The sequence below is a fragment of the Sphingobium phenoxybenzoativorans genome (assembly GCF_018286635.1).
Lineage (GTDB): Bacteria > Pseudomonadota > Alphaproteobacteria > Sphingomonadales > Sphingomonadaceae > Sphingobium > Sphingobium phenoxybenzoativorans.
In genome coordinates, this window is record NZ_CP073910.1 from 515,849 (window position 1) to 542,096 (window position 26,248).

27 protein-coding genes are annotated in these 26,248 nt (G+C 66.6%); 10 read left to right on the plus strand and 17 right to left on the minus strand.

Annotated elements, in window-relative coordinates; genetic code table 11:
- Positions 1-62: 62 nt before the first annotated feature.
- Together KFK14_RS02655 and KFK14_RS02660 are read right to left on the minus strand one after the other, a co-directional pair.
- On the minus strand, positions 63-830 hold the full coding sequence (locus tag KFK14_RS02655; protein ID WP_212609776.1) for a 16S rRNA (uracil(1498)-N(3))-methyltransferase: 768 nt from the start codon (positions 828-830) through the stop codon (positions 63-65).
- Positions 831-911: 81 nt separating this feature from the next.
- Positions 912-1,250 (minus strand): YciI family protein, encoded by a 339-nt coding sequence (locus KFK14_RS02660; RefSeq protein ID WP_212609777.1) that lies wholly within the window; start codon positions 1,248-1,250, stop codon positions 912-914.
- 813 nt (positions 1,251-2,063) lie between these two features.
- Here KFK14_RS02660 and ubiA point away from each other — a divergent pair.
- Both ubiA and KFK14_RS02670 read left to right on the plus strand, forming a co-directional pair.
- Positions 2,064-2,966: a 4-hydroxybenzoate octaprenyltransferase gene (gene ubiA / locus KFK14_RS02665; RefSeq protein WP_212610997.1), complete on the plus strand. Its 903-nt coding sequence runs from the start codon at positions 2,064-2,066 to the stop codon at positions 2,964-2,966.
- Positions 2,963-4,426 (plus strand): phospholipase D-like domain-containing protein, encoded by a 1,464-nt coding sequence (locus KFK14_RS02670; RefSeq protein WP_246524824.1) that lies wholly within the window; start codon positions 2,963-2,965, stop codon positions 4,424-4,426. Before ubiA ends, KFK14_RS02670 begins: the two co-directional genes overlap by 4 nt.
- Positions 4,427-4,581: 155 nt before the next feature.
- Here KFK14_RS02670 and KFK14_RS02675 read toward each other — a convergent pair whose 3' ends face one another.
- The 4 genes from KFK14_RS02675 to KFK14_RS02690 all read right to left on the minus strand — a co-directional run bounded on the left by KFK14_RS02675 (position 4,582) and on the right by KFK14_RS02690 (position 10,143).
- Positions 4,582-8,022 carry an AAA family ATPase gene (locus KFK14_RS02675; RefSeq protein WP_212609778.1) on the minus strand — a complete coding sequence of 1,147 codons (3,441 nt, stop codon included), beginning with the start codon at positions 8,020-8,022 and terminating at the stop codon, positions 4,582-4,584.
- Between the two features lie 92 nt (positions 8,023-8,114).
- Entirely contained in the window at positions 8,115-8,855 is a 741-nt protein-coding gene (locus tag KFK14_RS02680) for a DsbA family protein (RefSeq protein ID WP_212609779.1), read from the minus strand.
- A gap of 41 nt (positions 8,856-8,896) precedes the next feature.
- Positions 8,897-9,577 (minus strand): DsbA family protein, encoded by a 681-nt coding sequence (locus KFK14_RS02685; RefSeq protein ID WP_212609780.1) that lies wholly within the window; start codon positions 9,575-9,577, stop codon positions 8,897-8,899.
- Positions 9,578-9,603: 26 nt separating this feature from the next.
- Positions 9,604-10,143, minus strand: a complete 540-nt coding sequence (locus tag KFK14_RS02690) for a DUF721 domain-containing protein (protein ID WP_212609781.1) — start codon at positions 10,141-10,143, stop codon at positions 9,604-9,606.
- 26 nt (positions 10,144-10,169) lie between these two features.
- Here KFK14_RS02690 and mutY point away from each other — a divergent pair, with 26 nt between their 5' ends.
- The 4 genes from mutY to KFK14_RS02710 all read left to right on the plus strand — a co-directional run bounded on the left by mutY (position 10,170) and on the right by KFK14_RS02710 (position 14,426).
- Entirely contained in the window at positions 10,170-11,279 is a 1,110-nt protein-coding gene (gene mutY / locus KFK14_RS02695; protein WP_212609782.1) for an A/G-specific adenine glycosylase, read from the plus strand.
- A complete protein-coding gene (nudC, locus tag KFK14_RS02700; RefSeq protein WP_246525011.1) occupies positions 11,279-12,193 on the plus strand; it encodes an NAD(+) diphosphatase in 915 nt (304 codons plus the stop codon). The genes mutY and nudC overlap by 1 nt, the downstream gene beginning before the upstream one ends.
- A 93-nt stretch (positions 12,194-12,286) precedes the next feature.
- Positions 12,287-13,633 (plus strand): TldD/PmbA family protein, encoded by a 1,347-nt coding sequence (locus tag KFK14_RS02705; RefSeq protein ID WP_212609784.1) that lies wholly within the window; start codon positions 12,287-12,289, stop codon positions 13,631-13,633.
- Complete coding sequence (locus KFK14_RS02710) at positions 13,626-14,426, plus strand: 3'(2'),5'-bisphosphate nucleotidase CysQ (protein ID WP_425516650.1); 801 nt, start codon at positions 13,626-13,628, stop codon at positions 14,424-14,426. The genes KFK14_RS02705 and KFK14_RS02710 overlap by 8 nt, the downstream gene beginning before the upstream one ends.
- A gap of 90 nt (positions 14,427-14,516) precedes the next feature.
- Here KFK14_RS02710 and KFK14_RS02715 read toward each other — a convergent pair whose 3' ends face one another.
- From KFK14_RS02715 to crtY, 4 genes are all read right to left on the minus strand, one after another.
- On the minus strand, positions 14,517-15,413 hold the full coding sequence (locus KFK14_RS02715; RefSeq protein WP_281417185.1) for a phytoene/squalene synthase family protein: 897 nt from the start codon (positions 15,411-15,413) through the stop codon (positions 14,517-14,519).
- A 125-nt stretch (positions 15,414-15,538) separates the two neighbouring features.
- Entirely contained in the window at positions 15,539-16,120 is a 582-nt protein-coding gene (locus KFK14_RS02720) for an LOG family protein (protein ID WP_212609785.1), read from the minus strand.
- A gap of 46 nt (positions 16,121-16,166) precedes the next feature.
- Positions 16,167-17,651 (minus strand): phytoene desaturase, encoded by a 1,485-nt coding sequence (locus tag KFK14_RS02725; protein WP_070157645.1) that lies wholly within the window; start codon positions 17,649-17,651, stop codon positions 16,167-16,169.
- Positions 17,648-18,826 (minus strand): lycopene beta-cyclase CrtY, encoded by a 1,179-nt coding sequence (gene crtY / locus KFK14_RS02730; protein WP_212609786.1) that lies wholly within the window; start codon positions 18,824-18,826, stop codon positions 17,648-17,650. The genes KFK14_RS02725 and crtY overlap by 4 nt, the downstream gene beginning before the upstream one ends.
- Before the next feature lie 78 nt (positions 18,827-18,904).
- Here crtY and KFK14_RS02735 point away from each other — a divergent pair, with 78 nt between their 5' ends.
- Both KFK14_RS02735 and dmeF read left to right on the plus strand, forming a co-directional pair.
- On the plus strand, positions 18,905-19,180 hold the full coding sequence (locus tag KFK14_RS02735) for a metal/formaldehyde-sensitive transcriptional repressor (protein ID WP_070157647.1): 276 nt from the start codon (positions 18,905-18,907) through the stop codon (positions 19,178-19,180).
- 1 nt (position 19,181) lies between these two features.
- Positions 19,182-20,162, plus strand: coding sequence for a CDF family Co(II)/Ni(II) efflux transporter DmeF (gene dmeF / locus KFK14_RS02740; RefSeq protein WP_212609787.1), 981 nt, complete (start codon positions 19,182-19,184; stop codon positions 20,160-20,162).
- A 114-nt stretch (positions 20,163-20,276) separates the two neighbouring features.
- On the opposite strand, the gene KFK14_RS02745 is transcribed toward dmeF, so the two are convergent.
- The 4 genes from KFK14_RS02745 to lipB form a co-directional block, all read right to left on the minus strand.
- Entirely contained in the window at positions 20,277-20,660 is a 384-nt protein-coding gene (locus KFK14_RS02745) for a DUF2501 domain-containing protein (RefSeq protein WP_212609788.1), read from the minus strand.
- Positions 20,661-20,777: 117 nt separating this feature from the next.
- On the minus strand, positions 20,778-21,434 hold the full coding sequence (locus KFK14_RS02750) for a hypothetical protein (protein WP_246525013.1): 657 nt from the start codon (positions 21,432-21,434) through the stop codon (positions 20,778-20,780).
- 200 nt (positions 21,435-21,634) lie between these two features.
- Positions 21,635-21,946: a hypothetical protein gene (locus KFK14_RS02755; protein ID WP_343227785.1), complete on the minus strand. Its 312-nt coding sequence runs from the start codon at positions 21,944-21,946 to the stop codon at positions 21,635-21,637.
- A 97-nt stretch (positions 21,947-22,043) separates the two neighbouring features.
- On the minus strand, positions 22,044-22,706 hold the full coding sequence (gene lipB / locus KFK14_RS02760; protein WP_212609790.1) for a lipoyl(octanoyl) transferase LipB: 663 nt from the start codon (positions 22,704-22,706) through the stop codon (positions 22,044-22,046).
- A 95-nt stretch (positions 22,707-22,801) separates the two neighbouring features.
- Here lipB and KFK14_RS02765 point away from each other — a divergent pair, with 95 nt between their 5' ends.
- Positions 22,802-23,569, plus strand: coding sequence for a DUF7847 domain-containing protein (locus KFK14_RS02765; protein ID WP_070157652.1), 768 nt, complete (start codon positions 22,802-22,804; stop codon positions 23,567-23,569).
- 13 nt (positions 23,570-23,582) lie between these two features.
- Here the strand turns inward: KFK14_RS02765 and KFK14_RS02770 are convergent, their stop codons facing one another.
- Genes KFK14_RS02770 through KFK14_RS02780 form a run of 3 tightly spaced genes read right to left on the minus strand, consistent with a single transcriptional unit; the run spans position 23,583 to position 25,477 of the window.
- Positions 23,583-24,167: a GNAT family N-acetyltransferase gene (locus KFK14_RS02770; protein WP_212609791.1), complete on the minus strand. Its 585-nt coding sequence runs from the start codon at positions 24,165-24,167 to the stop codon at positions 23,583-23,585.
- Between the two features lie 6 nt (positions 24,168-24,173).
- Positions 24,174-25,022, minus strand: a complete 849-nt coding sequence (hemF, locus tag KFK14_RS02775) for an oxygen-dependent coproporphyrinogen oxidase (RefSeq protein WP_212609792.1) — start codon at positions 25,020-25,022, stop codon at positions 24,174-24,176.
- Positions 25,019-25,477: a tRNA (cytidine(34)-2'-O)-methyltransferase gene (locus KFK14_RS02780; RefSeq protein WP_212609793.1), complete on the minus strand. Its 459-nt coding sequence runs from the start codon at positions 25,475-25,477 to the stop codon at positions 25,019-25,021. The genes hemF and KFK14_RS02780 overlap by 4 nt, the downstream gene beginning before the upstream one ends.
- A gap of 203 nt (positions 25,478-25,680) precedes the next feature.
- Between KFK14_RS02780 and petA the strand changes: the two genes are divergently transcribed.
- Positions 25,681-26,247, plus strand: coding sequence for a ubiquinol-cytochrome c reductase iron-sulfur subunit (gene petA, locus KFK14_RS02785; protein ID WP_212609794.1), 567 nt, complete (start codon positions 25,681-25,683; stop codon positions 26,245-26,247).
- Position 26,248 lies beyond the last annotated feature (1 nt).

Genomic DNA, 26,248 nt, shown 5'->3' on the forward strand with positions numbered 1-26,248 from the left:
GTTCCCCCGCGCAGGTCAAATAGAGCGCGACGGCCCCCACATAAGGTGCTTCTATGAAGGCTTCAATCCGATTGCGGATCGAAACCTTTCCAATCGCCATTCAGAGTCATCCAGGCGGCCGTGGCGGCGATGGCGGCGGTCTCCGCACGCAGGATGCGGGGGCCGAGCGAAACCGGCACGGCGGCGGGGTGGGCGCGGATCGCGGCGCGTTCCTCCGGGTCGAAACCGCCCTCCGGCCCGACCAGGAAAGCGGCGGGGCCGGGATGCGCCGTCAGCGCCTCTGCGATGGGCGCTCCCCCCGTCTCATCGGCGAAAAACAGATGCCGCCCGTCCGGCCAGTCGCGCAGCAGGGCGTCCAGCTTCACCATCGGGGCAAGCTCCGGCAGCATGTTCCGCCCGCATTGCTCCGCCGCCTCGACCAGATGAGCGTGCAGGCGGTCGAGGTTCAGTCTGTCCACCACCGCGCGCCGGGTCAGCACCGGCTGCAGCTTCGCGACGCCCAGTTCGCACGCCTTTTCCGCGATCAGGTCGATCCGCCCCTTCTTGATCGGCGCGGCGCACAGCCAGAAATCGGGGACGGGTTCGGGCGGCTTGGTCTGCGCCACGCAGTCCAGCACCAGGTCGCGCTTGCGGATGTCGCGCGCGGTCGCGGCCCATTCGCCGGACTTGCCGTCGAACAGCAGGATGGTGTCGCCCGCCTTCACCCGCATCACGGCGATCAGATAGTGCGCAGGGTTTCCGTCCAGCGCCACGGCCACGCCCTCGCCCAGCGCCGTATCGACATAAAGGCGGGGCGCGCTCTGCGGTGGCCATGCGGGGTTTGCGGGCATGATCGCCTCATGCCGGGATGCGCGCGGGAAGTCGAGGGAGGAGGTTGGGGGCCAGGTCTGGTATCTGGCCCGCCATGCGCGCTAACTTGCCGGGTCGTACATGAATTCGCGAAGCTCCTGCGCGCAGCGGCAGGCGGCGGCGATCTTCCTCGCCCACTCCACGGCCTCCTCGCGTGTCGGTATCTCCAGCACTGCAAACCCGCCCTTCAACACGCTGCCCGGATATATCTCGGAGGACAGCGACCCGTCGCCGGACACCAGCACCGGAGCGATCTGCTCGTTGATCCCGCCGCCAAACACATAGACGCCGGCCGCCTTGGCCTCCTCGATCACTGCATGGGATTCCGCGACAACGATGGGAAATTCCTCATCGGTGAGCACCATGGCTTCGCTGGGGAAGGAGATGAGATATTTGGTCATGCCGCGATGATGCTCCGGGGGAGCGGCATAGGCAAGCGGATGGGAAGCCTCCCTGGATGCTGCGGGGGGTGGTTATGGGACAGCCGGTTCCCCCTTCGTCATTCCCGCGCAGGCGGGAATCCATCTCTCCTCATCTCCATGGAGTGTAGAAGGCGAATTGGGTTTCCGTCTGTGCGGAGATGGCAAAAAATGGGTGGATCGGTCGTCAGCAAGGCCCGTGCCAAAAGACGCCTTGGCTCGGCTCTGAATAGCACTTTACCGGCATAGGAAGGCCGCTCTTGCCGCGTGGTACATTGTAGCCCCATCCCCCGTCGGAGAACGGTCTGGTCACTATGTCGACACTATCCGAGCTAACCTTGACCGATTCTGGGTTAAGGCTCGCGATCGTTGGCGGCCACTCTGCTTTGGGGATGTTCCGCCAACCAGCGCGCGGAACAACCGGGTTCGCCTTCATTAAAGATAGCGCTTCCGTTCTTACTCGTTGCAACTTCATCATGTGGAAAATGGGTCTGTCGCAGCCGCCAAGCAGCAGCAGAACCGTGACTGCGGTTAACGTATGTGCCCAGGATTGCGGACGTCGCATGGACACTTTTGAGCACGTAAACCTGACATCCGCTAGTGGCCGTCAGCCATCATTCTGTCCTACACCGCCAATGTAGCGCTAAGCTCCAGCCGCTTTTCCCCATGTCAGACCGGCCTTCCTTCTCAAAAAATCACTCCCGCACAATAAAATATCGAATTTCGCCGGAAATGAGGGAAGCGAGCATGCGGACCATCTTCCCACGCCGCACGGCTCCCCCTAATGCCGTCATCATGACTGACAGCATCGTCCCCGACAGCGAAGCGCGCGGCCTTGTCGCGCGGTTGCCGGGCAAGGTGCGGGCCTTTGCGTTGCTGGCCCGGTTCGACCGGCCGATTGGCTGGTGGCTGCTGTTCTGGCCGGGCGCGTGGAGCGTCGCGCTGGCGGGCGGGGCGGTGGAGCGCTGGGACCTGATCGCATGGCTGTTGCTCGGCAGCATCGCCATGCGCGGCGCGGGGTGCGTCTATAACGACATTATCGACCGGGATCTCGACCGGCAGGTGGCGCGCACCGCCGCCCGGCCGCTGGCGAGCGGCGCGGTGTCGCTAAAGGCCGCCTGGGGCTGGCTGTTGTTTCTGTGCCTGATCGGGCTGGTCGTCTGGGTGCAACTCCGTCCCTATGCGATGATCGTCGCGGTGCTCAGCCTCGCGCTCGTCGCCGCCTATCCCTTCATGAAGCGCATCACCTGGTGGCCGCAGGCATGGCTTGGCCTCGTCTTTTCCTGGGCCGCGCTGGTCGGGTGGAGCGAGGTGGCGGGGGAACTGACCCTGCCCGGCCTGCTGCTTTATGCAGGGTCGGTGTTCTGGGTGATCGGCTACGACACCATCTATGCCCTGCAGGACAAGGAGGATGACGCATTGGTCGGCATACGGTCGAGCGCGCTGCGGATGGGCGCGCATGTGAGGCCCGGCGTGGCGATCCTCTATGCGGTTGCGCTGGCCCTGTGGGCGGCGGCGATCTGGCAGGCGCGGCCGCAGGGGCTGGCGCTGGTCGCGCTGCTGCCGGTGGCGACGCATCTGCTCTGGCAGGTCGCGACGCTTAAGGAGGATGGCGCCGACCCGCTGGTCAAGTTCCGCTCCAACCGTTTTGCGGGCCTCCTGATGTTCCTCGCCTGCTTCGTGGTGGGCACCGCGTGACCGGCGCGACGCACTGGAAAGTGGAGAGGGCCGACCGCGCCTGCGTCATCGTCGATGCGGAGGATTATTTCCGTTTCGCCCGCGCCGCGATGATGAAGGCGCGCAGGCGGATCATGCTGATCGGCTGGGATTTCGACGCCCGGATCGATCTGGTGCGCAGCGATGAGGCGGACGACGGCGCGCCGGAGACGGTCGGCGACCTCATCTACTGGCTGGTCCAGCAGAATCCGCATCTGGAGGTGTTCCTGCTCCGCTGGGACATGGGGGCGATGAAGTCATTGCTCCGCGGCAACACGCTGGTCACTGTCGCCAAATGGATGATGCACCCGCGCATCACGCTGAAGCTGGACAAGCATCATCCGGTCGGGGCCTCGCATCATCAGAAGATCGTGGTGATCGACGACTGCTTCGCCTTTTGCGGCGGCATCGACATGACCGGCGACCGGTGGGACACGCGGGCGCACAAGGATGGCGAGCCGGGCCGCAAGCATCCCGACGGCACCCCCTACAAGCCATGGCATGACGCGACGACCGCATTGCAGGGGCCGGTCGCGGCGGCGCTGGGCAAGCATGCGCGGGAACGCTGGCGGCAGGCAGGCGGCGACGCCCTGCGCGCAGTTCGGGGCAAGACCGACTGCTGGCCGGACGAATTGCCGGTACAGTTCCAAAATGCCGATGTCGCTATTGCCCGCACCGCGCCCAGGATGAAGGGGCAGCGGGAGGTGATCGAGATCGAGAATCTCTATCTCGACCATATCGCCCGCGCGAAACGCTATATCTATGCCGAGAGCCAATATTTCGCCTCCCGCCGGATCGCGGAGGCGATCGCCCGGCGGCTGGGCGAGAAGGACGGGCCGGAAATCGTCATCATCAACCCCGAACATGCGCAGGGCTGGCTGGAACCCATCGCCATGGACACGGCGCGGGCGCGCTTGTTCGAGGCGCTGCGGCGGCGGGACAAGCATGACCGCTTCCGCATCTACCACCCCTTCACCAAGGGCGGCGCGCCTGTCTATGTCCACGCCAAGATTCTGATCGTCGATGACACGATCCTGCGCGTGGGATCATCGAACATGAACAACCGGTCGATGCGGCTGGACACGGAATGCGACGTGGCCATCGACACGGCGCTCCCCGCTAATAAGGGTTTCGATGCCCAGATCGCAACGATCCGCAATGACCTGATCGCCGAGCATCTGGGGTGCAAGGCGGAGACGGTGAAGAACAGGCTCGCTGAAACCGGGTCGCTGATCGCGACCATTGAGGGCCTGCGCTTCAAGGGCAAGGCGCGCGGCAAACGCCGCAACCTGCGCCCCTATGAAACGCCTAACCTGTCGGAAATCGAGGCATGGCTGGCCGACAATGAAGTGCTCGACCCGGAGGGACCGGACGAGATGTTCGAGGCGCTGTCGAAACGCGGACTGTTCCGGCGGATGAAGGCGGGACTGAAGCGGGGGTAGCGGGCAAACTACCTGCATAAGCCGCGTACTCCTGCGAAAGCAGCGGTCCAGTCCCGCCGTCCGATCTGGGCTCCTGCTTTCGCAGGAGCACGTTTTCCGTTCAACCGGACAGGCCCGTCCTCACATCCCACGGTCAATTATTGTAGTTACAAAAACTACTCCGCCGCGAGCAATTCCTCCGCGCCGCCAAGGTCCACCGATACCAGACGGCTGACGCCGCGCTCCACCATCGTCACGCCGAACAGGCGATGCATGCGGGCCATCGTCACGGCATTATGGGTGACGATCAGGTAACGGGTCTTGGTGTCCTCCACCATGCGGTCGAGCAGGTCGCAGAAGCGCTCCACATTGGCGTCGTCGAGCGGCGCGTCGACTTCGTCCAGCACGCAGATCGGCGCGGGGTTGGTGAGGAACAGGCCGAAGATCAGGGCGACGGCCGTCAGTGCCTGCTCTCCGCCGGACAGCAGCGTCAGGGCGGACAGCTTCTTCCCCGGCGGCTGGGCCATGATCTCCAGCCCCGCCTCCAGCGGATCGTCGCTATCGATCAGCTCCAGATGCGCCTGGCCCCCATTGAACAGGGTGGTGAACAGGCGGCGGAAATGGCCGTCGACCGCCTCGAACGCCGCAATCAGGCGCTGCCGCCCCTCCCGGTTCAGGCTGCCGATCGATCCGCGCAGCCGGTTGATCGCCTGGGTCAGTTCCTCGCTCTCGGCGCGGCTCCTTTCCTGATCGCCCTCCAGCTCCGCCAGTTCCTGCGCGGCGACCAGATTGACCGGCCCGATGCGCTCGCGCTCTGCGGTCAGCCGTTCCATTTCCGCCTGCTCGGTCTGCGCGATGCGGACCTGTGCGCTGTCAAAGCCGAGCTTTTCGGGGAGGACCGGCGGCGGGCATTCGAAGCGTTCGCCGGACAGGCGGCCGGTCTCGACCCGGCGTTCGTCGGCGGCGTCGGCGCGGGCGGATGCGGCGGCGCGTGCCTCGCGGGCGCGGGAGGATGCCTCTGTCGTGGCGTTGGATTGCGCCTCGGCCGTGCGCAGCGCAGCCTCGGCCTCGCGCTCGGCGGTCTGGGCGATGGCGGCCGCTTCGGACAGCTTTGCATTGCCCTCGGTCAGTCCGGCGATCTCCGCCGCCAGCGCGTCCGGCTTGTCGTGCAGCGCGGCCCGTTCGGTGGCGATGGTCTCCTCGCGCTGGGCCATGCCGGCGATGCGCTTGGCCGCCTCGCCCGCGCGTCCGCGCCAGCTTCGCACTTCCGCTTCGGCGGCGCTTTGCCGCTCTCGGTCGGCGGCCAGCGCGCGGTCGGTGAGCGCCTGATCGGCCTGCAACTGGCTGGCGGCGGCGCGGGCCTTGTCGCTGGCCTGGGATAACGCCGCGACCAGGGCGCGCACCTCGCCGCCGTCGGGGATGGCGGCGCGCGTTTCTTCCGCCGCGCGATGGTCGGCCATTGCCGCCTGGAAATCCTTGTCCGTCTCGGCGATGCGGCCCTCCAGCGCCGCGCGCCGTTCGCTGAGCCGTTCGAGCGCGCCTGCTGCCTCATCCGCCGCGCGCAGCGATGTGCGCAGCCGCTGGTCCGCCCCGGCCAGCGCATTGCGCGCTACCGCCAGCCGCTCCGCCGCAGCCTTGCCCGCCTGGTCCGCGCCTGTCAGCGCCGTCTGCGCATCCTCCACCGCCGCTGCGAGGGCGGGACGTGCCTGCTCAATCGCCTCCAGCCGGTTGAGGCGGATCAGCCGTTCCGCCGCCGCCGCTCCGCCCTCTATCGCGACATAGCCGTCCCAGCGGCGAAGTTCGCCGGACAGGGTGACGAGGCGCTGGCCGACCGCGAGCGGAGCGCCCGTATCGGCCTCCGCCACCGCGACCTGCGCCAGCCGGCGCGCCAGTTCGGCCGGGGCGGTGACATGGGCGCTGAGCGGGGTGCAGCCGGGCGGGAGCGCCGGGTCGCCGTCCAGCGGCGCGGCCCCCGCCCAGCGGCGCTTGCCCTCCGCGCCGACCGCCGCCTCCAGATCGTCGCCCAGCGCAGCCGCCAGCGCGCGCTCATATCCCGGCGCCGCTTTCAGCCGGTCGAGCGCACGGCCCTTGCCCGATCCCATGTCCACCGCCTTGCGCAGCGCCGCCATCTCGCTGTCGATCGCCGCCAGCGCCGCCCGTGCGGAGGAGAGGGCGGATTCCGATGCGGCGCGCGCCTCGGCCGCCGCCTGCCGCGCGGCCTCCGCCTCCGCAATCGCCGCCTCCGCGCTTTCCCGGTCGGTTTGCGCAGCCTGCTGTCCGGCAAGCGCCTCGGCCTGCTTCGCCTTCAAAGGCTCCTCATCGGGCAGGGTCTTGCGCTCTCCCTCCAGCCGCGCGACCTCGCGCTCCACCCGTTCCAGGCGGCTGCGCGCCGATACCAGCGCGGCTTCGGCAACGCGCAGTTCGGCCTGTTCGCCCGCCTGCTTGGCCATGGCCTTGGCCAGTTCCAGTTCGGCATCCCGCGCGGCGCTCTCCGCCTGCATCATGCGTTCGGCGAAATGCGGACGGCCCGCCTCGGTTTCCGCGATCCGCTTCTTCAGGGCCGCCGCCTCGGCCGTCAGCCGCTCGATAGCCTCCGCCGCGTCATTGGCCAGCGACCCCTCGCGCGCCCGGTCCTCGATCAGGCGGTCGGCCTGCGCGGACAGGTCGGCCAGGCGCTGCACGGCCGCCGTCCGCTCCGCCGTCATGGCCGTCAGCCGATGACCGGCCTCGCTCGCCGCCTCGCGCGCGGTCTGCGCCTCCGCCCGCCGTCCGGCCAGCGCATCGACGGCGGCGCGGGCATAGGCGGCGGCGGCCTCCTGCGCCTCGCGCGCGTCGATCACCGCCTGTTCGGCCGCCTTGGCCTCCGCGCGGGCGGCATCGGCGGCGGCGGCGGCCTCGCGCCAGCGGGCGAAGATGGCGCGCCCCTCCGCCAGCCGGATGTCGCTGGACAGGCGGGTATAGCGCTCCGCCGCCTTCGCCTGCCGCCGCAGCGCGTTGGCGCGCGCGTCCATGTCGGTCAATATGTCGTCCAGCCGGGCCAGGTTCGCCTCGGCCGCGCGCAATTTCTGCTCGGCATCCTTGCGGCGGACATGCAGGCCGGCGATCCCGGCGGCTTCCTCCAGCATGGCGCGCCGCTCCTGCGGGCGGGCGGCGATGACGGCGGCGATCTTGCCCTGGCTGACCAGCGCCGGGCTGTGCGCGCCGGTGGCGGCGTCGGCGAAGATCAGGCCGACATCCTTGGCGCGTACGTCCCGGCCATTGGCGCGGTAGGCGCTGCCCGTGCCGCGCTCGATCCGCCGCATGACTTCCAGTTCGCCGTCGGCGCCCACTTCGACGGACGGGAAAAGCTCACCCTGCTCCTGTATCGTCAGCAGGGAGACTTCGGCGAAATCGCGCTGCGGCCGGGTGGCGGTGCCCGCGAAGATCACATCCTCCATGCCGCCGCCGCGCATGGATTTGGCGCTGGATTCGCCCATCACCCAGCGGATCGCTTCCAGCAGGTTGGACTTGCCGCAGCCATTGGGACCGACAATGCCGGTCAGCCCCGGCTCGATCCGCAACTCGGCCGGATCGACGAAGCTCTTGAAGCCGGAGAGCTTGAGCCGCCTTATCTGCATGGCGCGCCCGATGCGAACTTGCCCCGCCCGCGCTCGCCCCGCCCGCAAACCAGCGGGGCGTCAGTCAGGAAGCTGTCCGCCCCCCGCGCCAATCAGGCCCCTGCTTCCTTGATCTTGCCGCGCATCACGTCCCAGGTCGTCGTATTCTCGATGACCCGGCCGTTGATCAGCAGTGTCGGCGTGCCGGTAATGTTATATTTCGCCGTTGCGTCCTCGACGCCCTTGGCCAGCTTTTTCACCTCGTCCTGATTGGCCAGGCACTGCTTGGCCTGATCCTCGGAAATGCCGCGCTGCTTGACGAAATCGATGAAGCCCGCTGCGTTCGACAGGCTGATGAAGCGGGTTTCGGGCGGCTGCGACATGATCGCCTGATATTGCTGGTCGCCCAGCGCCTGGATCTTCTCGAACATCGCCGCCTGATTGCCGAAGAACTGATCGCTCAGGGGGAAGAAGGCTTCCTTGCCGCTGCACCGGACCAGCAGCGCCATCGCCATGTCCATCGGGTCGCGCACATAGCTGCGCAATTCGTAGCTGACCTTGCCGCTGTTCACGAGCTCCTTCATCGGCTCGGCGGATTCGGTGGCGAAATCCTTGCAATGGCTGCAGGTGTAGGATGCGAATTCCGTCACCTTGATCGCGGCATTGGGGTTGCCCATGATGAAACCGCCATCGGCGTTGGTCGAGATGGTGTCGGCCCATGTCGTGCCCGCGGGCGCCGGGACGGCGGCGACCGGCTCGCCGCTGGGGGCGGAGGCGTTGTCCCCCTCCTTGCCGCCGCACGAAGCAAGCGACAGGGCAATGGCGGCGAGGGAGAAGGCGGGGAGCAGTTTCATGGGGGATACCGTCTTGTTGGGGGCGTTCGGGGCGGTCTAAATCACTTGGCGGGGGCGGGCAATGCGGCTTTCAGCGCATTCCAGTCATGCGCCTCGACCAGTTTGCCGTTCATCAGGAAGGAGGGGGTGCCGGTGATCTTCTGCGTGCTCCAGGCATCCTGCGTCATCGCCAGCACCGTTTTCATCGCCGCCGGGTCGGCAAGGCAGGCGTTGAGCTGCGCGGGAGTGAAACCGCGCTTGGACATCAGGGTGATCAAGCCGGTCTTTTCGGCGATCTCCTTCAGCGCGGCCTGTTCCTCCGTCGGCTTGGGCTGCTGCTGGTCATAGGCGATGAGCTGCGTCATCCAGGCGCTCTGGTTGGCGAACAGCGCCTCATGATTGCCCAGAAACTTGTCCTTGCCGCCGCATCGGGCGAGCAGGGCGGCGGTCAGGTCATATTTGTCGCGCACGGCGTTGCGGATCTCGACGCTGACCTTGCCGGATTTCACCCAGCCGGTTTTCAGCGGTCCCGTGCCCTCCGCCACAAAATGCGCGCAATGGCTGCAGGTGTAGCTGATATATTCGATCAGCTTGGTCGGCGCGGCGGGATTGCCCGTCAGGTGCCCGCCGACGCTGGAGAGCACGACCCGGTTGGTCCAGTCGACCGCCTTCGCGGCGAATGCGGCGGCGGGGATGGAAAGGGCAATGGCGATACCGATGGGGAGGGCGCGCTTGAAATGCATGGGCTGTCTTTTCTTCGTCTTTCGGGTCAACCGATCTTGGGCAAACCGCTGGAATTGGCAAGGCCCTGCGCCAGCGATTCGAGCACCGCGCGCAATTCGGGATCGCCGATGTCGCGCAGTGAATCGCCCAGCTCCACCGGCACGGGTTTCAGATTCTTCGGCGGCGGGGCGCGTTCGGTTACGGCGGGGGCCACTTCGCCCTGCCGCATCGCGACCTTGGCCACGGCGGCATAGCCGAAGAAGCGGTTCACCCGCTCCATAATCTCCGGCAGGACATGCTGCATCATCGGCGCGAAGCCGCTGGCGACGATCAGGTGCAGCGTCCCGCCCGCTTTCTGCCCGGCGGGGAAGCGGATTGATTCGGGCGCGGAGACTCCGGCATATTTCGCGCCGACAATATCGGGCCAGCGGGTGACGACGCTCGACTGGACAAAACCGAACTTGCGGAACGCCGCGCGGCCGATGTCCGGCATCAGGTCGGCTATGGCGCGGGGCGCGCCCACGCGCGGCCGTTCTTCGGGCGCAACCTTCTTGCTGTTTTTTGCGGGGGCCGGGCGTTCCGTCATGCGGTGGTTAATGGCATAGGGTGGCCATGCCCGTCGATAGCAAGCTGACAGCCTCATCCGAAAAGCTGATCCCTGAAAAACAGATCGCCGGAAAACTGCTCGCTCATTATGACCGGCACGCCCGCACGCTCCCATGGCGCGCCCCGCCGGGGGCCAATGCGACCGACCCCTATCGCGTCTGGCTGTCGGAGATCATGTTGCAGCAGACGACGGTTGCGGCGGTCATCCCCTATTTTCAGAAATTCACGACCCGCTGGCCCGACGTGTCCGCGCTGGCGGCGGCCGACGAGGCGGAGCTGATGGCCGCATGGGCGGGCCTTGGCTATTATGCGCGCGCCCGCAACCTGATCGCCTGCGCGCGGGCGGTGGTGCGCGATCATGACGGCGCGTTCCCGCCGGACGCGGACACGCTGCGCAGCCTGCCCGGCGTCGGCGCCTATACCTCCGCCGCCATTTCGGCGATCGCGTTCGGCAGGCGGGCGGTGGCGGTGGACGCCAATGTGGAGCGGGTCGTGGCGCGGCTGTTCGCTATCGATACGCCGCTGCCTGGCGGCAGGCGCGAAATCGACGCGGCCGCCGACGGCATCACGCCGGATGCGCGGGCGGGCGACTTCACCCAGGCGATGATGGATCTGGGCGCGACCATCTGCACATCGCGCAAGCCCGCCTGCGGCATCTGTCCGTTGCGGGAGGATTGCGCCGCCTTCCGCACCGCCGACCCCGCCGCCTTCCCGGTCAAGGCCGCGAAAAAGGCGAAGCCGCACCGCACCGGCCATGCCTGGTGGATCGAAAATGGCGGCGATGTCTGGCTGGAACGGCGGCCGGACAAGGGCCTGCTTGGCGGCATGCGCGGCGTGCCGACATCGGTGTGGCGTGTTGCGGGGGGCGGGGAAGGCGACAGTCCCCCGGACTATCCCTTTGCCGGGCGCTGGACGGCCCTGTCCGATCCGGTCGTTCATATATTCACCCATTTCTCGCTTGCCCTCACGGTTCACACCGTCCGCGCCGAAAGGGATTGCATGGCGGGGCGGGACGGGGAATGGTGGCCGAAAGCCGATCTGGCGTCGGCGGGGCTGCCCACCCTGTTCGGCAAGGTTGCAGCCGCCGCAATGAGAGAGGAACTTCCTTGCCCCTGATAGATGTTGCGAAGCCGAAACCGGGGCCAAGGCCCGGATTTGTCGGCGGCACGCTTGACCGCGCCGACCAGATACGCAGCGATCCCGCCCTGCTGGCGAGGGCCTTTGCCGATCCGCGCGCCGGGGTGCTGGCGCTCGATGGCCTTGACCCCGTGGTGGCGGGCGACACGCTGGCCATCGAACCGCTGCCATCCGGTTCCGACCCGGCGGACTTCATCCTGCTGGGACAGGATGATAATGGCCCGCTGTTCGTGCGGATGAACCCCGCCGCGCCGCACGCCGCGAATTTCTCGCCCAAGGTGTGGGAGGTCGCGCCCCATCTGTCCGCCAATGCGCTGGCGATCTATGGCACCGCGCGCAGCCTGGTCGACTGGCATGCGCGGCATGGCTTCTGCGCGGTCTGCGGCGGCGAGACGGGCATGCACAAGGCGGGCTGGGCGCGCAAATGCCTGGATCATAAGGGGCTGGACTGTTCCGCCGAACATTTCCCTCGCGTCGATCCGGTCACGATCATGCTGGCCGAATATGGCGATAAGGTGCTGATCGGGCGGCAGCATCGCTGGCCGCCGGGCCGTTACTCTGCGCTGGCCGGCTTCGTCGAGCCGGGCGAGACGCTGGAGGAGGCGGTCGCCCGCGAATTGTGGGAGGAGGCGGGCATTCGCGTCTCCGATGTCAGCTATGTGATGAGCCAGCCCTGGCCCTTCGCCTCCTCGCTGATGGTCGCCTGCATGGCGCAGGCGGTGGACGACAGGCTGACGCTGGACGAAACGGAGATAGAGGATGCCTTCTGGGTCGACGCCGCTGGCGTGCGCGCGTCGCTGAACGGCGATCCCGATGCGCCCTTCCTTGCGCCGCCGGTCATGGCCGTTGCCCATCACCTGTTTCTGCACTGGCTGGAAAAAGTCGGGGGCTGACCCCATCTATCGGGGCCTGCCCCGCACATTGCGCCACAGTCACCACAGGGGTAAGGCGCAGGGCTTTCCCCGATAGCGAGTCCCTTTCCTCCAATGCTGACCCTAGAAGAAGCGCAGGATCGCGCCGAAAATCTCGTTGCCGCCGCCCGGAAGTCGGGGGCTGACGCCGCCGATGCGATCTATGTCTGCAACGCCTCGACGCAGGTGTCCGTGCGCCTTGGCGCGCTGGAGGATGTCGACCGGTCGGAGGGTGAGGAGATCGGCCTGCGCGTATTTGTCGGCCAGCGGTCGGCGACGGTCTCCGCGTCCGACATGAACCCCGCCAGCCTCAATTCGCTGGTCGAGCGCGCGGTCGCGATGGCGCGGGAAGCGCCGGAGGACGCCTTTGCCGGCCTCGCGCCGGAGGACAGGCTGCTGCGCAAGCGGCCCGCCTTGCTCGATCTCGCTGACGACAGCGATCCCGAACCCGCGGCCCTGCGCGCGCGGGCGGAGGAGGCGGAGGACGCCGCCCGCTCGGTCCCCGGCATCACCAATAGCGAGGGCGCGGGCGCATCCAGCGGCCGGACGCAGATCGCGCTCGCCACCAGCCACGGTTTTGCGGGCGGCTATGCCGCCACCTCTCATGGCACCTTCACCAGCGTGCTTGCGGGCGAAGGGTCGGCGATGCAGCGCGACCATGCCAGCCATAGCGTCCGCCATCTGGAGGATCTGGATGAGGCGGAGGCGATCGGCCATCGCGCGGGCCACCGCGCGGTCGCGCGCCTCAACCCCGTGAAGATCGAAAGCTGCGCCATGCCGGTGATCTTCGATCCGCGCGTGGCGTCCAGCCTGATCGGGCACTTGCTCGGCGCGATCCTCGGCCCCAGCATCGCCCGCCGGTCGAGCTTCCTGCTGGACAGCCTGGGGGATCAGATTTTCGATTCCAGCGTCACGATCATGGACGATCCGCACCGCCCGCGCGGCCTGCGCTCCCGCCCGTTCGACGGAGAGGGCCTGCCGACCAAGAGCCGCGCGATCATCGACAAGGGCGTTCTCACCGGCTGGCTGCTCGACAGCGCGTCGGCGCGGCAGCTTGGGCTGGAGCCGACCGGTCACGCCAGCCGCGGCGTTGGCGGCGCGCCGGGGGCGGGGGCCAGCAACCTGCACATGGAACCGGGCAAGATCACGCCCGGCGACCTGATGGCGGATGTGAAGCGCGGCCTTTACGTCACTGAACTGATCGGCATGGGCGTCAACGGCGTCACCGGCGATTACAGCCGTGGCGCATCCGGCTTCCTGATTGAAAATGGCGCGGTTGTGCGGGCCGTGGCGGAGATCACGATTGCGGGGAATCTGAAGGATATGTTCCGCGCGATGATCCCGGCGAACGACCTGCATTTCCGCTATGCCGTCAACGCCCCCACCATTCGTGTCGACGGGATGACCATCGCTGGTGGGTGACGTCTCCCTCCGCAGGCTTGTCGATGTCGTGTCGTCCGCTGCTGACCATGCGCTGACCCTCTGGGCTGGCGGCAGGACGCAGGTGCGGCAGTGGGAAAAGGTCCCCGGCCATCCGGTGTGCGAGGCGGATCTGGAAGTGAATGGCATGCTGCGCGCGGCGCTGACGGAACTGGCCCCGGACGCGGGCTGGCTGTCGGAGGAGACGGCGGACAGCAACCACCGGCTCGGCGCTGACCGGGTGTGGGTGGTCGATCCGATCGACGGCACGCGCGATTATCTGCGCGGCCGGCCGGGATGGGCGGTGTCGGTGGCGCTGATCGAGCAGGGACTGCCGCGCTTCGGCGTCCTCGCCGCCCCGGCGCGCAACGAATTATGGATCGCGGAGATCGGCCGGGGCGCGACCCGCAACGGCCACCGCTTGTCCGCCAGCCGCCGCAGCGGCCTGCCCGGCGCGCGGGTCCCCGCTGACACATTGCCGAAGGCGGATCGCGACCTGACCCCTGTTCCCCGCCCGAACAGCATCGCGCTGCGCATGGCGATGGTCGCCGCCGACGAGGCCGATCTGGTTGCGACGATCCGCTGGGGCAATGAATGGGACATCGCCGCCGCTGCGCTGATCGCGAAAGAGGCCGGGGCCGCCGTTACGGACGCGCTGGGCCAGCGGCTCGCCTTCAACCGGGAGACGCCGACGGCCTTCGGCGTGCTGTGCTGCGCGCCCGCCATCCACGACGCCGCCATGGAGCGGCTGCAACCCCGCGCGCGGGAGCTATTGGGCGGTTCTGCCGGGAGATAGATTCCGGCTGTCGATCTTAGTGCTCCTGCGTTGGCTTCGCCGCCCTTCGGGTCGCAGGAACACGACACTACGAGCGATCCGGAATGACCGTCACCGCCCCGGCCGCGTCCATAATTCCACCGGCCTTGCGTCCTCCGGCCATCGCGCTTTCCGCCCTACGCTCTGCCCGAACGCCCGCGCCACCCAGCCCAGCTTTTCCCGCTTCGGCGTGATCACCCGCCGGTCCCAGGCATGTTCTCCGCGCCGCGCCACTTCCCGCGCGATGTCGCCATAGATGCCCGCCGCCGCCAGCACGGCCCAGGCGGAGCGGAAAGACAGCGCCCCTGTGCCGTGCCTTGCGCTCTCCTCATGGGCCGCCGCCATCGCCGCCAGCCGCTTGCCGAGCACCGCGAGCCTTGGCCGCACCCACGGCTTCATCACTTCGCCGGGCGGTATGTCCATCTCGACCAGCCATTCGACCGGCAGGTAACAGCGCCCGGCCGCATCATCCTCGCTGACGTCGCGGGCGATATTGGCGAGCTGAAAGGCGAGGCCCAGGTCGCATGCCCGGTCCAGCGTCGCCTCGTCCGCCGGATCGACGCCCATCACCACCGCCATCATCAGGCCGACCGCCCCCGCGACATGATAGCAATATTGCAGCAAGTCGTTCTGCGTGCGCGGCCGCCATTCTCGCGCGTCGAGTGCGAAGCCTTCGATCAGGTCATGGGCGAAGCGATGCGGGATGCGGCATTCGGCCGCGACCACGCCGAAGCCTTCAAATGCCGGATTGCCGGTCGCTTCCCCGCGCAGGGCTGCATCGGTCAGGGTGCGGATGGTCGACAGCCGCACCTGTGCGTCCGCGACCGCGCGCATCGCCCCGCCATGATCCTGGCCATCGGCGAGATCGTCGCAGGCGCGGCACCAGCCATAGAGCAGCCACGCCCGTTCGCGCGTCACCGGGTCGAACAGTTTCGACGCCATGGCGAAGGATTTCGATCCACGCGCGATGCTCTCGCGGGCATGGGCTACTAAAGCCCCCCTCCCGCTTGCGGGAGGGGTTGGGGGAGGGACTGAAATCTTGCTCACTCTGCCGACATGCCCTCCCCTGACCCCTCCCGCAAGCGGGAGGGGGATTACAGGTTTGCTGCCTTCATGCGGAAGATGGTGTCATGCGGCTCATAGGCCGCCATCCGCTCCAGCAGCGTGTCGAAATTGTCGGCGTGGATCAAAATCCCGGCATGCTGCGCCCGGATGAAGCCGGTTTCGATCATGTGCCGGTTGAACGCGATCAGATGGTCGTAATATCCCCCGGCATTCAGCAGCCCCACCGGCTTGTCATGATAGCCAAGCTGCGACCAGCTCACCGCTTCCCACAGTTCGTCCATCGTGCCGACGCCGCCCGGAATGGTGACGAACCCGTCCGACAGGTCGGTGAAAAGCTGTTTGCGCTGGTGCATGTTCGCCACGACATGCAGTTCCGTGCAGCCGCGATGCGCGACCTCGGCGTTGACCAGCGCTTCTGGGATCACGCCGATCACCTCGCCGCCCGCCTCCAGCGCCGCGTCGGCCACTGCGCCCATCAGGCCCAGCCGCCCGCCGCCATAGACCAGACCGATGCCGCGTCCGGCCAGCGTCCGCCCGACCATCCGCGCGCACTCGATATAGATGGGATCGGCCGGGGTCGCCGACCCGCAGTAAACCGCCAGGCGCTTCATTCTTCCATCCCCTCCCTTCCAGGGAGGGGCTTTCTCATGGATCTCGTCATCGGCTCAGATCCTCCATCATCAGCGTCGCCGTCGCCTTCGCGCTGCCCACCACGCCCGGAATGCCCGCGCCCGGATGCGTGCCTGCGCCCACCACATAGAGGTTGGGGATCACATCGTCGCGATTATGCGCTCGGAAAAAGGCGCTCTGGGTCAGCAGCGGCTCCAGGCTGAAGGCGTTGCCCATATGCGCGCCCAGATCACTGGCGAAGTCCGGCGGGGCATAGTGGAACTGGGTGACGATGCGGTCGCGAATGTCGGGGATCAGTCGCCGCTCGATCTCCGACAATATACGCTCGGCATAGCCCGGACCGACCCGGTCCCAGTCGATCGGCAGCTTGCCCATATGCGGCACCGGCGCCAGCGCATAGAATGTCGAGCAGCCCTCCGGCGCCATCGCTGGATCGGTGACGGTCGGATGATGCAGATAGAGCGAGAAATCCCCGGCCAGCACGCCATGCTGATAGATGTCGGTCAGCAACCCTTCATAGCGCGGGCCGAACAGGATCATATGGTGGGGGATGCCCGGCCAGCTTCCCTTGATGCCGAAATGCACGACGAACAGGCTGGGCGACCAGCGCTTGCGGCTGAGGCTGTCGGCATATTTCTGCCCGCGCGGATGATGGCTGAGCAGCTTGCCATAGCTGTGCATCAGGTCGGCATTGCTGGCGACGGCGTCCGCCTCGCCGCGCCAACCCGCCTTGGTCCGCACCGCCGTCGCGCGGTCGCCGATCGTCTCGATCTCCTCGACCGGATCGCCCAGCCGCAATGTGCCGCCGATCCGCTCGAAATGCGTAGCCATCGCCGCGACCAGCCGGTTGGTACCGCCCTGCGCGAACCAGACGCCGCCCTCCTTCTCCAGCGTGTGGATAAGGGCGTAGATCGAACTGGTGCTCATCGGGTTGCCGCCGACCAGCAGCGTGTGGAAGGATAGCGCCTCGCGCAGCTTCTCATTCTTCACGAAGCTGGAGACCATCGAATAGACCGACCGCCACGCCTGATATTTGGCCAGGGCCGGTCCCGCCTTCACCATCGCCGCAAAGTCGAGGAAGGGCACGGAGCCGAGCTTGCGATAACCCTCCTCGCACACGCCCTTGCTGTAATCGATGAACCGCTCATATCCGGCGATGTCGGCGGGATCGAGCTTGCCGATCTCCCGGCGCAGGCCCACTTCGTCATTGGAATAGTCGAAATTCGTGCCGTCCGGCCAGTTGAGCCGGTAGAAGGGCGACACCGGGATCAGCTTCACATCGTCGGCCATGTCATGCCCGGTCAGCCGCCACAGCTCGGCAAGGCAGGGCGGATCGGTGATGACGGTGGGGCCAGCGTCGAACGTGAACCCGTCCCTGTGCCAGACATAGGCGCGCCCGCCCGGCCGGTCGCGCGCCTCGACCAGCGTGGTTTCGACGCCCGCCGCCTGCAGGCGGATGGCCAGGGCAAGGCCGCCAAAGCCCGCGCCGATGACGATCGCCTTTTTGGTCAAGACCTTGTTCCGCCGGTAATCGACTTATCTGTCAGCGCGCGCATGGCGCTCCTTATGGGCACCGGGGGGCGTCCGCACAAGATGCGCAGCCGGTCATATACGGTCGAGCGCCCGGCATAGAAGCGCCCGATCAGCGGTTCGGACAGGCCATAGAAGCGGGCGAAGATGCGCCAGCGCTCCTTCGGCTCTGCGGCGCGGAACAGCATCCGGTCGAGCAGGCGATAATATCCGCCCCTGGCCCAGTGCGCCTTTGCGCGGGCGCGGCTTGCCTTGGCGAGCGTCGCGCCGTCCATCGGCCACGCCTCTGCCAGCCAGGTGGCGAAGGCCAAGGCATCGGGCAGGGAATAGCCAGTGGTCGGATGGAACAGCCCGGCCCGGACCCCGGCGCGTGCGGCTATCGCATCACCGGGCCAGAAACGGTCGAAATCGCCGCCCATCACCACTGGCAGCACGCCCGTCTCCTCGCGCTCCACCGCCTCCACCCGCCACCCCTGCGCGCGGGCATAGGCGTTGATCCGGCCGCGGATGGCTTCCGCATCCAGCTCGGGTCCGTCGCTATAATAGGTATCCTCGACAAAGACCGTATCCTTGCCGGTCGGCAGCACATAGACGAAGCGGTATCCGTCGATCTGCTCCACCGTGGCGTCCATGATGATGGGGCGGATCAGGCCATGTGGAATGGCCAGGCGCAATTCCTGCCCCACGAATTTCTGCCAGCCGCAGGACAGCGCAGACAAATCCCCACCGCCCCGCGCATCGACCACCGCCTTGGCGACGACCATCCGCCCGTCGGACAGCAGGGCGTTGCCCGGTCCCACATCGCTCACCGCCATGGCGCGCATGATCCGGTCGCCAAGCGCTGCGGTCAGGTGCGCGTCGAACCGTTCCGACGTGATGCTGTTATAGGGCGCGGTAAGCGTCCTCGCGATGCCGGGAAAGCGCACGTCATGCCCCGCATTCCATCGATGCGCGACAAGCGGGTCGACTAGCCACCGGTCGGCTGCGGCGACGTCGCCGTCAAAGAAGGACCAGACATGATTGCCGCCCACCGTCTGCCCGGCCTCGATCAGCAGGACATGCGCCTCCGGCCTGCGCGCGGCGAAGGCGAGGGCGATCAGGCCGCCGGCCAGTCCGCCGCCGACAATGGCGAGATCGCAGGGAATGGTGTTGCTCACGCCCCCCTCGTTAGCCGCGCAGGCCCGGCGGGGATAGAGGCTTGAGCAATGCGCTCATATAGGGTAGGGGGGTATGCTATGGCGCATATTGTTGCAGACCGGCAGAAGTTGCTGGACCGGGTTCGCCGCATCGCGGGGCAGGTCGCCGCCGTGGAACGGCAGTTGCAGGGGGATGCCGACTGTTCGGCGACCCTGCAACTGGTCGCGTCGGTGCGCGGCGCGGTTGGCGGGTTGATGGAGGAACTGATCGAAAGCCATGTGCGTGAGCATGTGGCCCCGCCCGGCATCCCGGATGGCGAACGGGCGGCGGCGTCCGAGGAATTATTGGCCCTCATCCGGCGGTACGGGAAATAATATGGCGCAGCAGGGCAAGGGCCATCCCCGGCACTATTATGAGCATGCCTATCTGGGTTCGGCGCATGACCGGAACGCCCGGCGCACCTGGATCGTGATGATCCTGAACGCGCTGGCGATGGTTGTGGAGATCGCCACCGGATGGATCACCGGGTCGATGGCGCTGCTGGCTGACGGCTTCCACATGGCGACTGACGCGGGCGCGCTGGCGGTGGCCGCCATCGCCTATGCCTATGCCCGGCGGCACGTTCATAATGCGCGCTTCACCTTCGGCACTGGCAAGGTCGGGGATCTGGCGGCCTTCGCCTCGGCGATCATCCTTGGCCTCGCCGCCATCGGCATAGCGGTGGAGGCGGTCCTGCGGCTGATCTATCCGCTGACCGTGCGCTATGATGAGGCGATCATCGTCGCCATCCTTGGCCTGGTCGTGAATGTCGGCAGCGCCATGCTGCTGATGAAGGATGGCGGCCATGTGCACGGGCCGGGGCATGGTCACAGCCACAGCCACGCGCATGACGATCATGATCACGGGCATGACCATAATCATGCGCACAGCCATGATCATGCGCCCGGCGTCGCGGGTCAGGACAATAATCTGCGCGCCGCCTATCTGCATCTGGTGGCCGACGCCGTGACATCGGCGATGGCGATCATCGCGCTGGTGGCGGCGCGGATGACGGGCTGGGTCTGGCTGGACGCGGTGACCGGCCTTGCGGGCGCCATCCTCATCGCGCGCTGGTCCGTGATGTTGATGCGCGATTCGGCGGCGGTGCTGCTCGACACGGCGGACGACGCGCTGTTGGAGGCGATCCGCGCCAAGGCGGAGCGCACCGGCGCGACCATTGCGGACCTGCACGTCTGGCGCATCGGCCCCGAAGCGCATGCCGCGATCCTCAGCGTCCCCGGCGGCGACGCGCAGGCGGTTCGCACGGCGCTGTCGGATATTTCAGGGCTGGAGCATGTAACGGTGGAGTGCCGTTAGGGTGATAGATATCCCCCTCTTCCGTTCGCCCTGAGCTTGTCGAAGGGCTGCCCTTTCCTGAAGAGAAGTGCAGGGCTTCGACAGGCTCAGCCCGAACGGTTGCGGAAGGTTATCCTAAAGAAACGACTGCGCGTGCTGCAGAACCACGTCGCATACCTTCGCTTTCGCCTTCGCTTTCAGGCTCCCCAGGGAGAGTGAGGAGCCGCCGTCCATCTGCAACAGGCCGTTCTGGCCATTGGCATAGCCGTCCGACGATTTGACGCCGCCCTGGCCGGTCAGCTTGCCGAGCACGGATTTGGCGTTGGTGCCGCCCAGAAATTTATTCTTCAGGCAATAGCCGATCACGCCGGCGGCATTGCCAGCGCCCACTGATGCGACATTGGGCAGGATCGCGCCCAGCAGGCCCGACTGGCCCAGGCCGGAAAGCTGCGCAGGCGCGGCGCTTGCGGTGGTCAGCAACAGGGCGATCGTTGCGGTGCGGATGAAAGCATGGGGCATGGGCATATCCTCCGGGGGCGGCCGGCCATGATCGCGGGCCTTCCTGCATGTGGATATTGCGCCCAACTTGCCGGAACGGCAATGGGACTATCGCCAATGGGACCTCTTGATGAGCGGTCAGCCCGTTGGCTTGGCCGCCTGCGCCTCCGCTTCCCACCGCGCCTTGCAACTGGACAGCAGAAGGTCGCCCTTCTTCTTGTTCACCTTCCAGCATTTGTCGTCGAGCGGCGGCAGGCTGGCGCGGAAGCTGTATCCAGGCGTGCCGAAATATTGCTCGCCCGACAGGATCAGCGACTTTTTCAGCTCGCCCATACGCTTCTGCGCGACCTCATAAAGATGCCCGCGATTCGCGAAGATCGCATCCCGGCCGATCGACCCGGCGATCTGGCAGAAGCCGCGCTGCGCCTGCACCGTGGAGTAGGTGGAATAGATGCGCGTGCCATATTGGTCGGACGCGGCCTGCCCGGCCTTGCCCTTGCCCACGGTCCGCTGGAAATAGCCGTTGAGCGTCTCCAGCGCGCTGGCCAGTTCGCTGTCATGATGCGCAATCATCGCGTTGTAATTGGTGCGGGTCAGCAGCGTCGGCTCGAACTCGCATTGCAGCGCCGCGACATTGAGCGCGGCGCGCAGGTTCCACACCAACCCGGCGCGCAGTTCCTCCGGCGTCGCGCCCGGCAGGCCCAGCTTCAGGTCAGGCTCCGCGCCAGTCACCGGCGGCGTCGAAAGATCGGGCGGATTCCAGAAAAGTTGCGCATTTGCGGGCGCCGCGAACATGGTTAATGGCAGGACGGTCAGGGCGACCCGGCAGAGGGCGGAACGGATCACGGTGCGCGTTTCCTTAAACAAGGCGGAGCTGCCGCACCCGGTGAGGCGGCGGCCCTTCGGGTAGCGGGTTGTGCGGCTTAGCATGGGCGTGTGACGCCGCCCCCGCTTGTCGATGAACCGCGCTGTATGAGAGATGAACCGGGGGGTCGTTATTGGTCTGAAACGACTTCGGCGCTTTGTTCCGCCGGGGCGGCGCTGTTGGCGTCGCTATCGGCCGCCGCCCGCGGCGCTGTGGCGTTGCTGGCCGCGACCGGGGCCATCGCCGTCCCCTCGGTGCGTACGCCGTCCAGGTCGGTCATGGCGTCGCTCGTGGTGCCGTCCACCACTTCCATATCCTTCATCGCAATCGTGGCGTTGCCGCCCTCATTGCCCTTGCTGCATGCCGCCAGCGAAAGCGTCATCGCGGCTGCCAGGCACAGGGCGCCGGTCATGCGGCGGGTGGCGGTGGAGGATGAACGCATCCTGATCTCCAAATATGACGGACCCGATTATGCGCTTGTCATGCGCTTTTGACTGAAAACCAGATGCGGGAAAGGTTAACCGGACGCAAGCCTTCGCTTACGCCGCGCGCGCGCATCGGCCCAGCCGTGCGAGGAACGCGGGGAAATGTCGTTCCAGAGCCGTATCGAATTCGCGCATCCCTATATCCTTGCCCAGAGCCTGCATGCTCGTGACGGGATATTCGGCGATTCCGCAGGGAATGATGCCTCCAAAATGTGTGAGGTCCGGCGCGACATTCACTGAGAATCCATGCAGCGTCACCCATTTGCGCACGCGCACGCCGATCGCCCCGATCTTCGCCTCGCGGCCCTGCAGATCGTCGGTCCATATGCCGATCCGCCCTTCCGCCCGGCGCGCGGCGATGTCGAAATCGGCCAGGCTGTCGATCACCCAGCCTTCCAGATTATGCACGAAATTGCGGATGTCCTTGCCGCGCGTGGCGAGGTTCATGCTCAGATAGCCGACCCGCTGGCCCGGCCCATGATAGGTGTAGCGGCCGCCGCGCCCGGCGTCATAGACGGGAAAGCGCCTGTCCAGCATCTCGGCCGGATCGGCGCTTGTCCCGGCGGTGTAGAGCGGGGGATGCTCCAGCAGCCATATCCGTTCGGAAGCCTCGCCCGCGGCGATGGCGGCGGCGCGCGCCTCCATGTCCGCCAGCGCCTCTGGATAGGGCACCTGCGCTTCGTCCCGCCGCCATTCGAAACCGTCTATGCTGTTCATGGCGTTTCCTTGACTTGGGAAAGGCGAGCGATCAAGTCTGCCGCTTCACGCCGCCCGTGACTGCAATGGGACGGCAAAGGGTCTGGAAGGAAGATATGGCTGCGCTCTCGATCGGCAAGGCGTGGGAGGAAAGCACCGCCTTCGTCAAGCGGGAGGGGCAGTTGCTCTTTCCCGTGGCGCTGCTGTTCCTCGCGGTGCCGGTCGCCATCCTGTTCCAGATGATGCCGCCCGAATTTCTTCAGATGACGCCGGGGCAGAAGATGCCGCCGCTGCCCGGAACCGTGAAACTCGGCATGATGATCACCGCGGTCATCACCCTTGCCGGGTCGCTGACCATCTTCGCCCTGGCGCTCAAGCCGGGAATCAGCGTCGGCGAAGCGATCAGGCTGGGCGTTCAACGCCTGCCGGTGCTGCTGGGTGCGATGCTCATCGTCGGAACCGCCTCCCTGCTTGGCATCTCGCTGATCGCCGGCCTGCTGGCGGCGGTGATCGGCCTGGCTGGCGCGATGCGCCTGGCGACGGTCGCCACCTTGCTGGGCATGCTGTATCTGGCGACGCGGCTGTTGCTGCTCAACGCCGTGGTGATCGACCGGCCGGGCGGCATTGTGCAGAGCCTGAAAGCGGCCTGGGCGTTGACCTCCGGCCATTTCTGGCGGCTGGCCGCGTTTCTCGCCGTGCTTCTGATCATCTCGTCCGTCATTCAGATGGCGGTGCAGGCTGTATTCGGCGTGATCGCCGGTCTTGCCGGAGGACCGGCCGCCGCGCAGGCGGCGGGCGATGTGGCGGGCGCCGCCTGTTCGGCGGTGATCCAGGTCTATCTGCAGGTCATGCTCGCCCGCATCTACCGGCAACTGCACGGCTGAGCGCCGGCCCCTTTCACGCCAATATCGGGATATGCGGCGCCGCTTCGCGCGGCATCAGGCCCGAAACGCGCGGGTCGTCGAATATCTCGACTTCCCGGTAAAAGGGTGTGAAGCCCGACTTGATATAGAAGCCGAGCGCCCTGGGATCGTCGAGGGTGCAGGTATGCACCCAGAAACGCTCCACCCCCTTGCGCCACGCCAGCGACCTGGCCTGCGCCATCATCCAGCGCCCGAAACCCTTTCCGGCAAGTTCCGGGATCAGGCCGAAGAAGGACAGTTCGCAGTCCGGCATCTGGCGGAAATCCAGCTCGATGATGCCGACCTCTATCCCCTTGGGGTCGCACACCGCATATATCTCGACCGCCGGGTCGTGGATGATGTCCGTCACCCGCGCGTCCGGCATGACCAGCCGGGAAAACCACATCCACGGCTCCCCAACGCGGCGGAACAGGGCGCGATATTTCTCCAGCGCCGGTTCCTGCCAGCGCACCAGCCGCAGGGCGGACGTGGCCATCGGTGCGGGCCGCGGCTTCTCGCGCATTTCCAGATGGGTGACGATCGTCGCGATCTGGCGCGGATCGACGGGGGTCAGCGACATGGGCGGTCAGCTCCAGCTCGCCATCGGCGGCAGGCTCATCAGGATCGCCTCGATATTGCCGCCGGTCTTGAGGCCGAACAGCGTGCCCCGGTCATGGACCAGGTTGAACTCCGCATAACGCCCGCGCCATTCGAACATCTGCGCCCTGTCGGCTTCGGTCCATGGGCTGTTCATCCGGCGCCGGACGATCGGCGGGAAGGCGGCGAGGAATGCCTCTCCCACGCTTTTCGTGAAGGCGAAGTTCGCATCGAAATCGCCGGTCAGATGATCGTAGAATATGCCGCCGACGCCGCGATGCACCTTGCGATGCGGGATGTAGAAATAGTCGTCGGCCCACGCCTTGAACTTGTCATAATAGGACGGGTCATGGGCGTCGCAGGCGGATTTGAACGCCGCGTGAAAATCCGCCGTGTCCTCGGCATAGGGAATCGGCGGGTTCAGGTCCGCGCCGCCGCCGAACCAGCGCTTCTCCGTCACCAAAAAGCGCGTGTTCATATGGACGGCGGGCACATGCGGGTTGGCCATATGGGCGACTAGGCTGATTCCGGTGGCGAAGAAGCGCGGATCATTCTCCGCGCCGTGGATCGTCTTGGCGAATTCCGGGGCAAAGACGCCGCCGACGGTGGAGACGTTCACGCCGACCTTCTCGAACACCTTGCCCTTCATCACGCCGCGCACGCCGCCGCCGCCCTCGCCGGGCGCCATGCCCTCCGCCTCGCGGTCCCAGGGGGTGAACAGGAAAGAGGCGTCGCTCCCGGCTTCCCGCTCAATCTCCTCGAAGGCGGTGCAGATTCGGGTGCGCAGCGATTCGAACCAGGCGCGCGCTTCGCTCTGTTCCCCGTCCAATGTGATCATTGCGGATATTGTCCCGTCTGTCTCAAAGCCTCGCTGAGCGCGATGCCCGCAGACACGGCGATGTTCAAGGACCGAAAACCCGCCGCCATGGGAATCCGCACGCGCAGGTCGGCGATATCGCGCACGTCGTCGGGCACGCCCGCCCCCTCCGACCCCATCAGGAGCACGTCGTCGTTCAGGAAGCGGGTGTCGGGCAGGTGGCTGGAGGCATGGCTGCTCAGCAGCACGATGCGGCGGCCCTTTGCGACGCAATCCTCCCGGAAATCGCTGAAATTGGCGTGTTTTACGACATCCGCCGCCTTTCCATAATCCATCGCCGCCCGTTTCAGGCGCGCGTCGGAGAAGGCGAATCCGCAGGGCATGATGATATCCACCGGCGTCGCGAAGCATGCGGCGAGGCGCAGGATGGCTCCGACATTTCCGGCAATTTCGGGCTGGTAAAGGGCTAGTCGCATGCGCCGCCCATAGTGCAGTGCGGCAAATTGTCATAGCCAACACCAAATAGCTGTTGGCAAAACCTATATTGGAACGCTACAGCCGCCCCAACCGCGCCTGGGGGATGGGGGTGTGCCGTGTTTTCGGCTGCCCGAATCTCTTGAAAATCATGGCCGATCAAGGCAAGGCGGCGGTTACAGGGACGACTAAGAGGGGTCATTGCATGGCGACGGCTGAACATACGGGAACCGAAGGTCTATCCGGGGGGGACGGTGTAAGGCGGCGCGACTTCATCAATATCGCGGCGGTCAGCTTCGCCGGAGTTGGCGCAGTTGCGGTAGTGCTTCCCCTCATCAACCAGATGAATCCCAGCGCGGACGTGCTGGCTCTGGCGTCGAGCGAAGTCGATCTGTCCGCCATTCAGCCTGGTCAGGCGATCAAGACCACCTTCCGCAGCCAACCGCTGTTCGTCCGTCACCTGACGCCGAAGGAAATTTCCGAGGCTGATGCGGTCGACGCCTCCACCCTGCGCGATCCCCAGACGCTGGAGGAGCGCACCGTCGACGGCAAGAAGCAGTGGCTCGTGACCATGGGCGTCTGCACCCACCTGGGCTGCGTGCCGCTGGGCGCGGGCGAGGGTGAGGTTCGCGGCGAATATGGCGGCTATTTCTGCCCCTGCCACGGATCGAGCTACGATACGGCGGCGCGTATTCGCAAGGGACCTGCTCCGCTGAACCTTGAGGTTCCGGAGTATAAGTTCACGTCCGACACCGCCATTCTCGTAGGCTGAG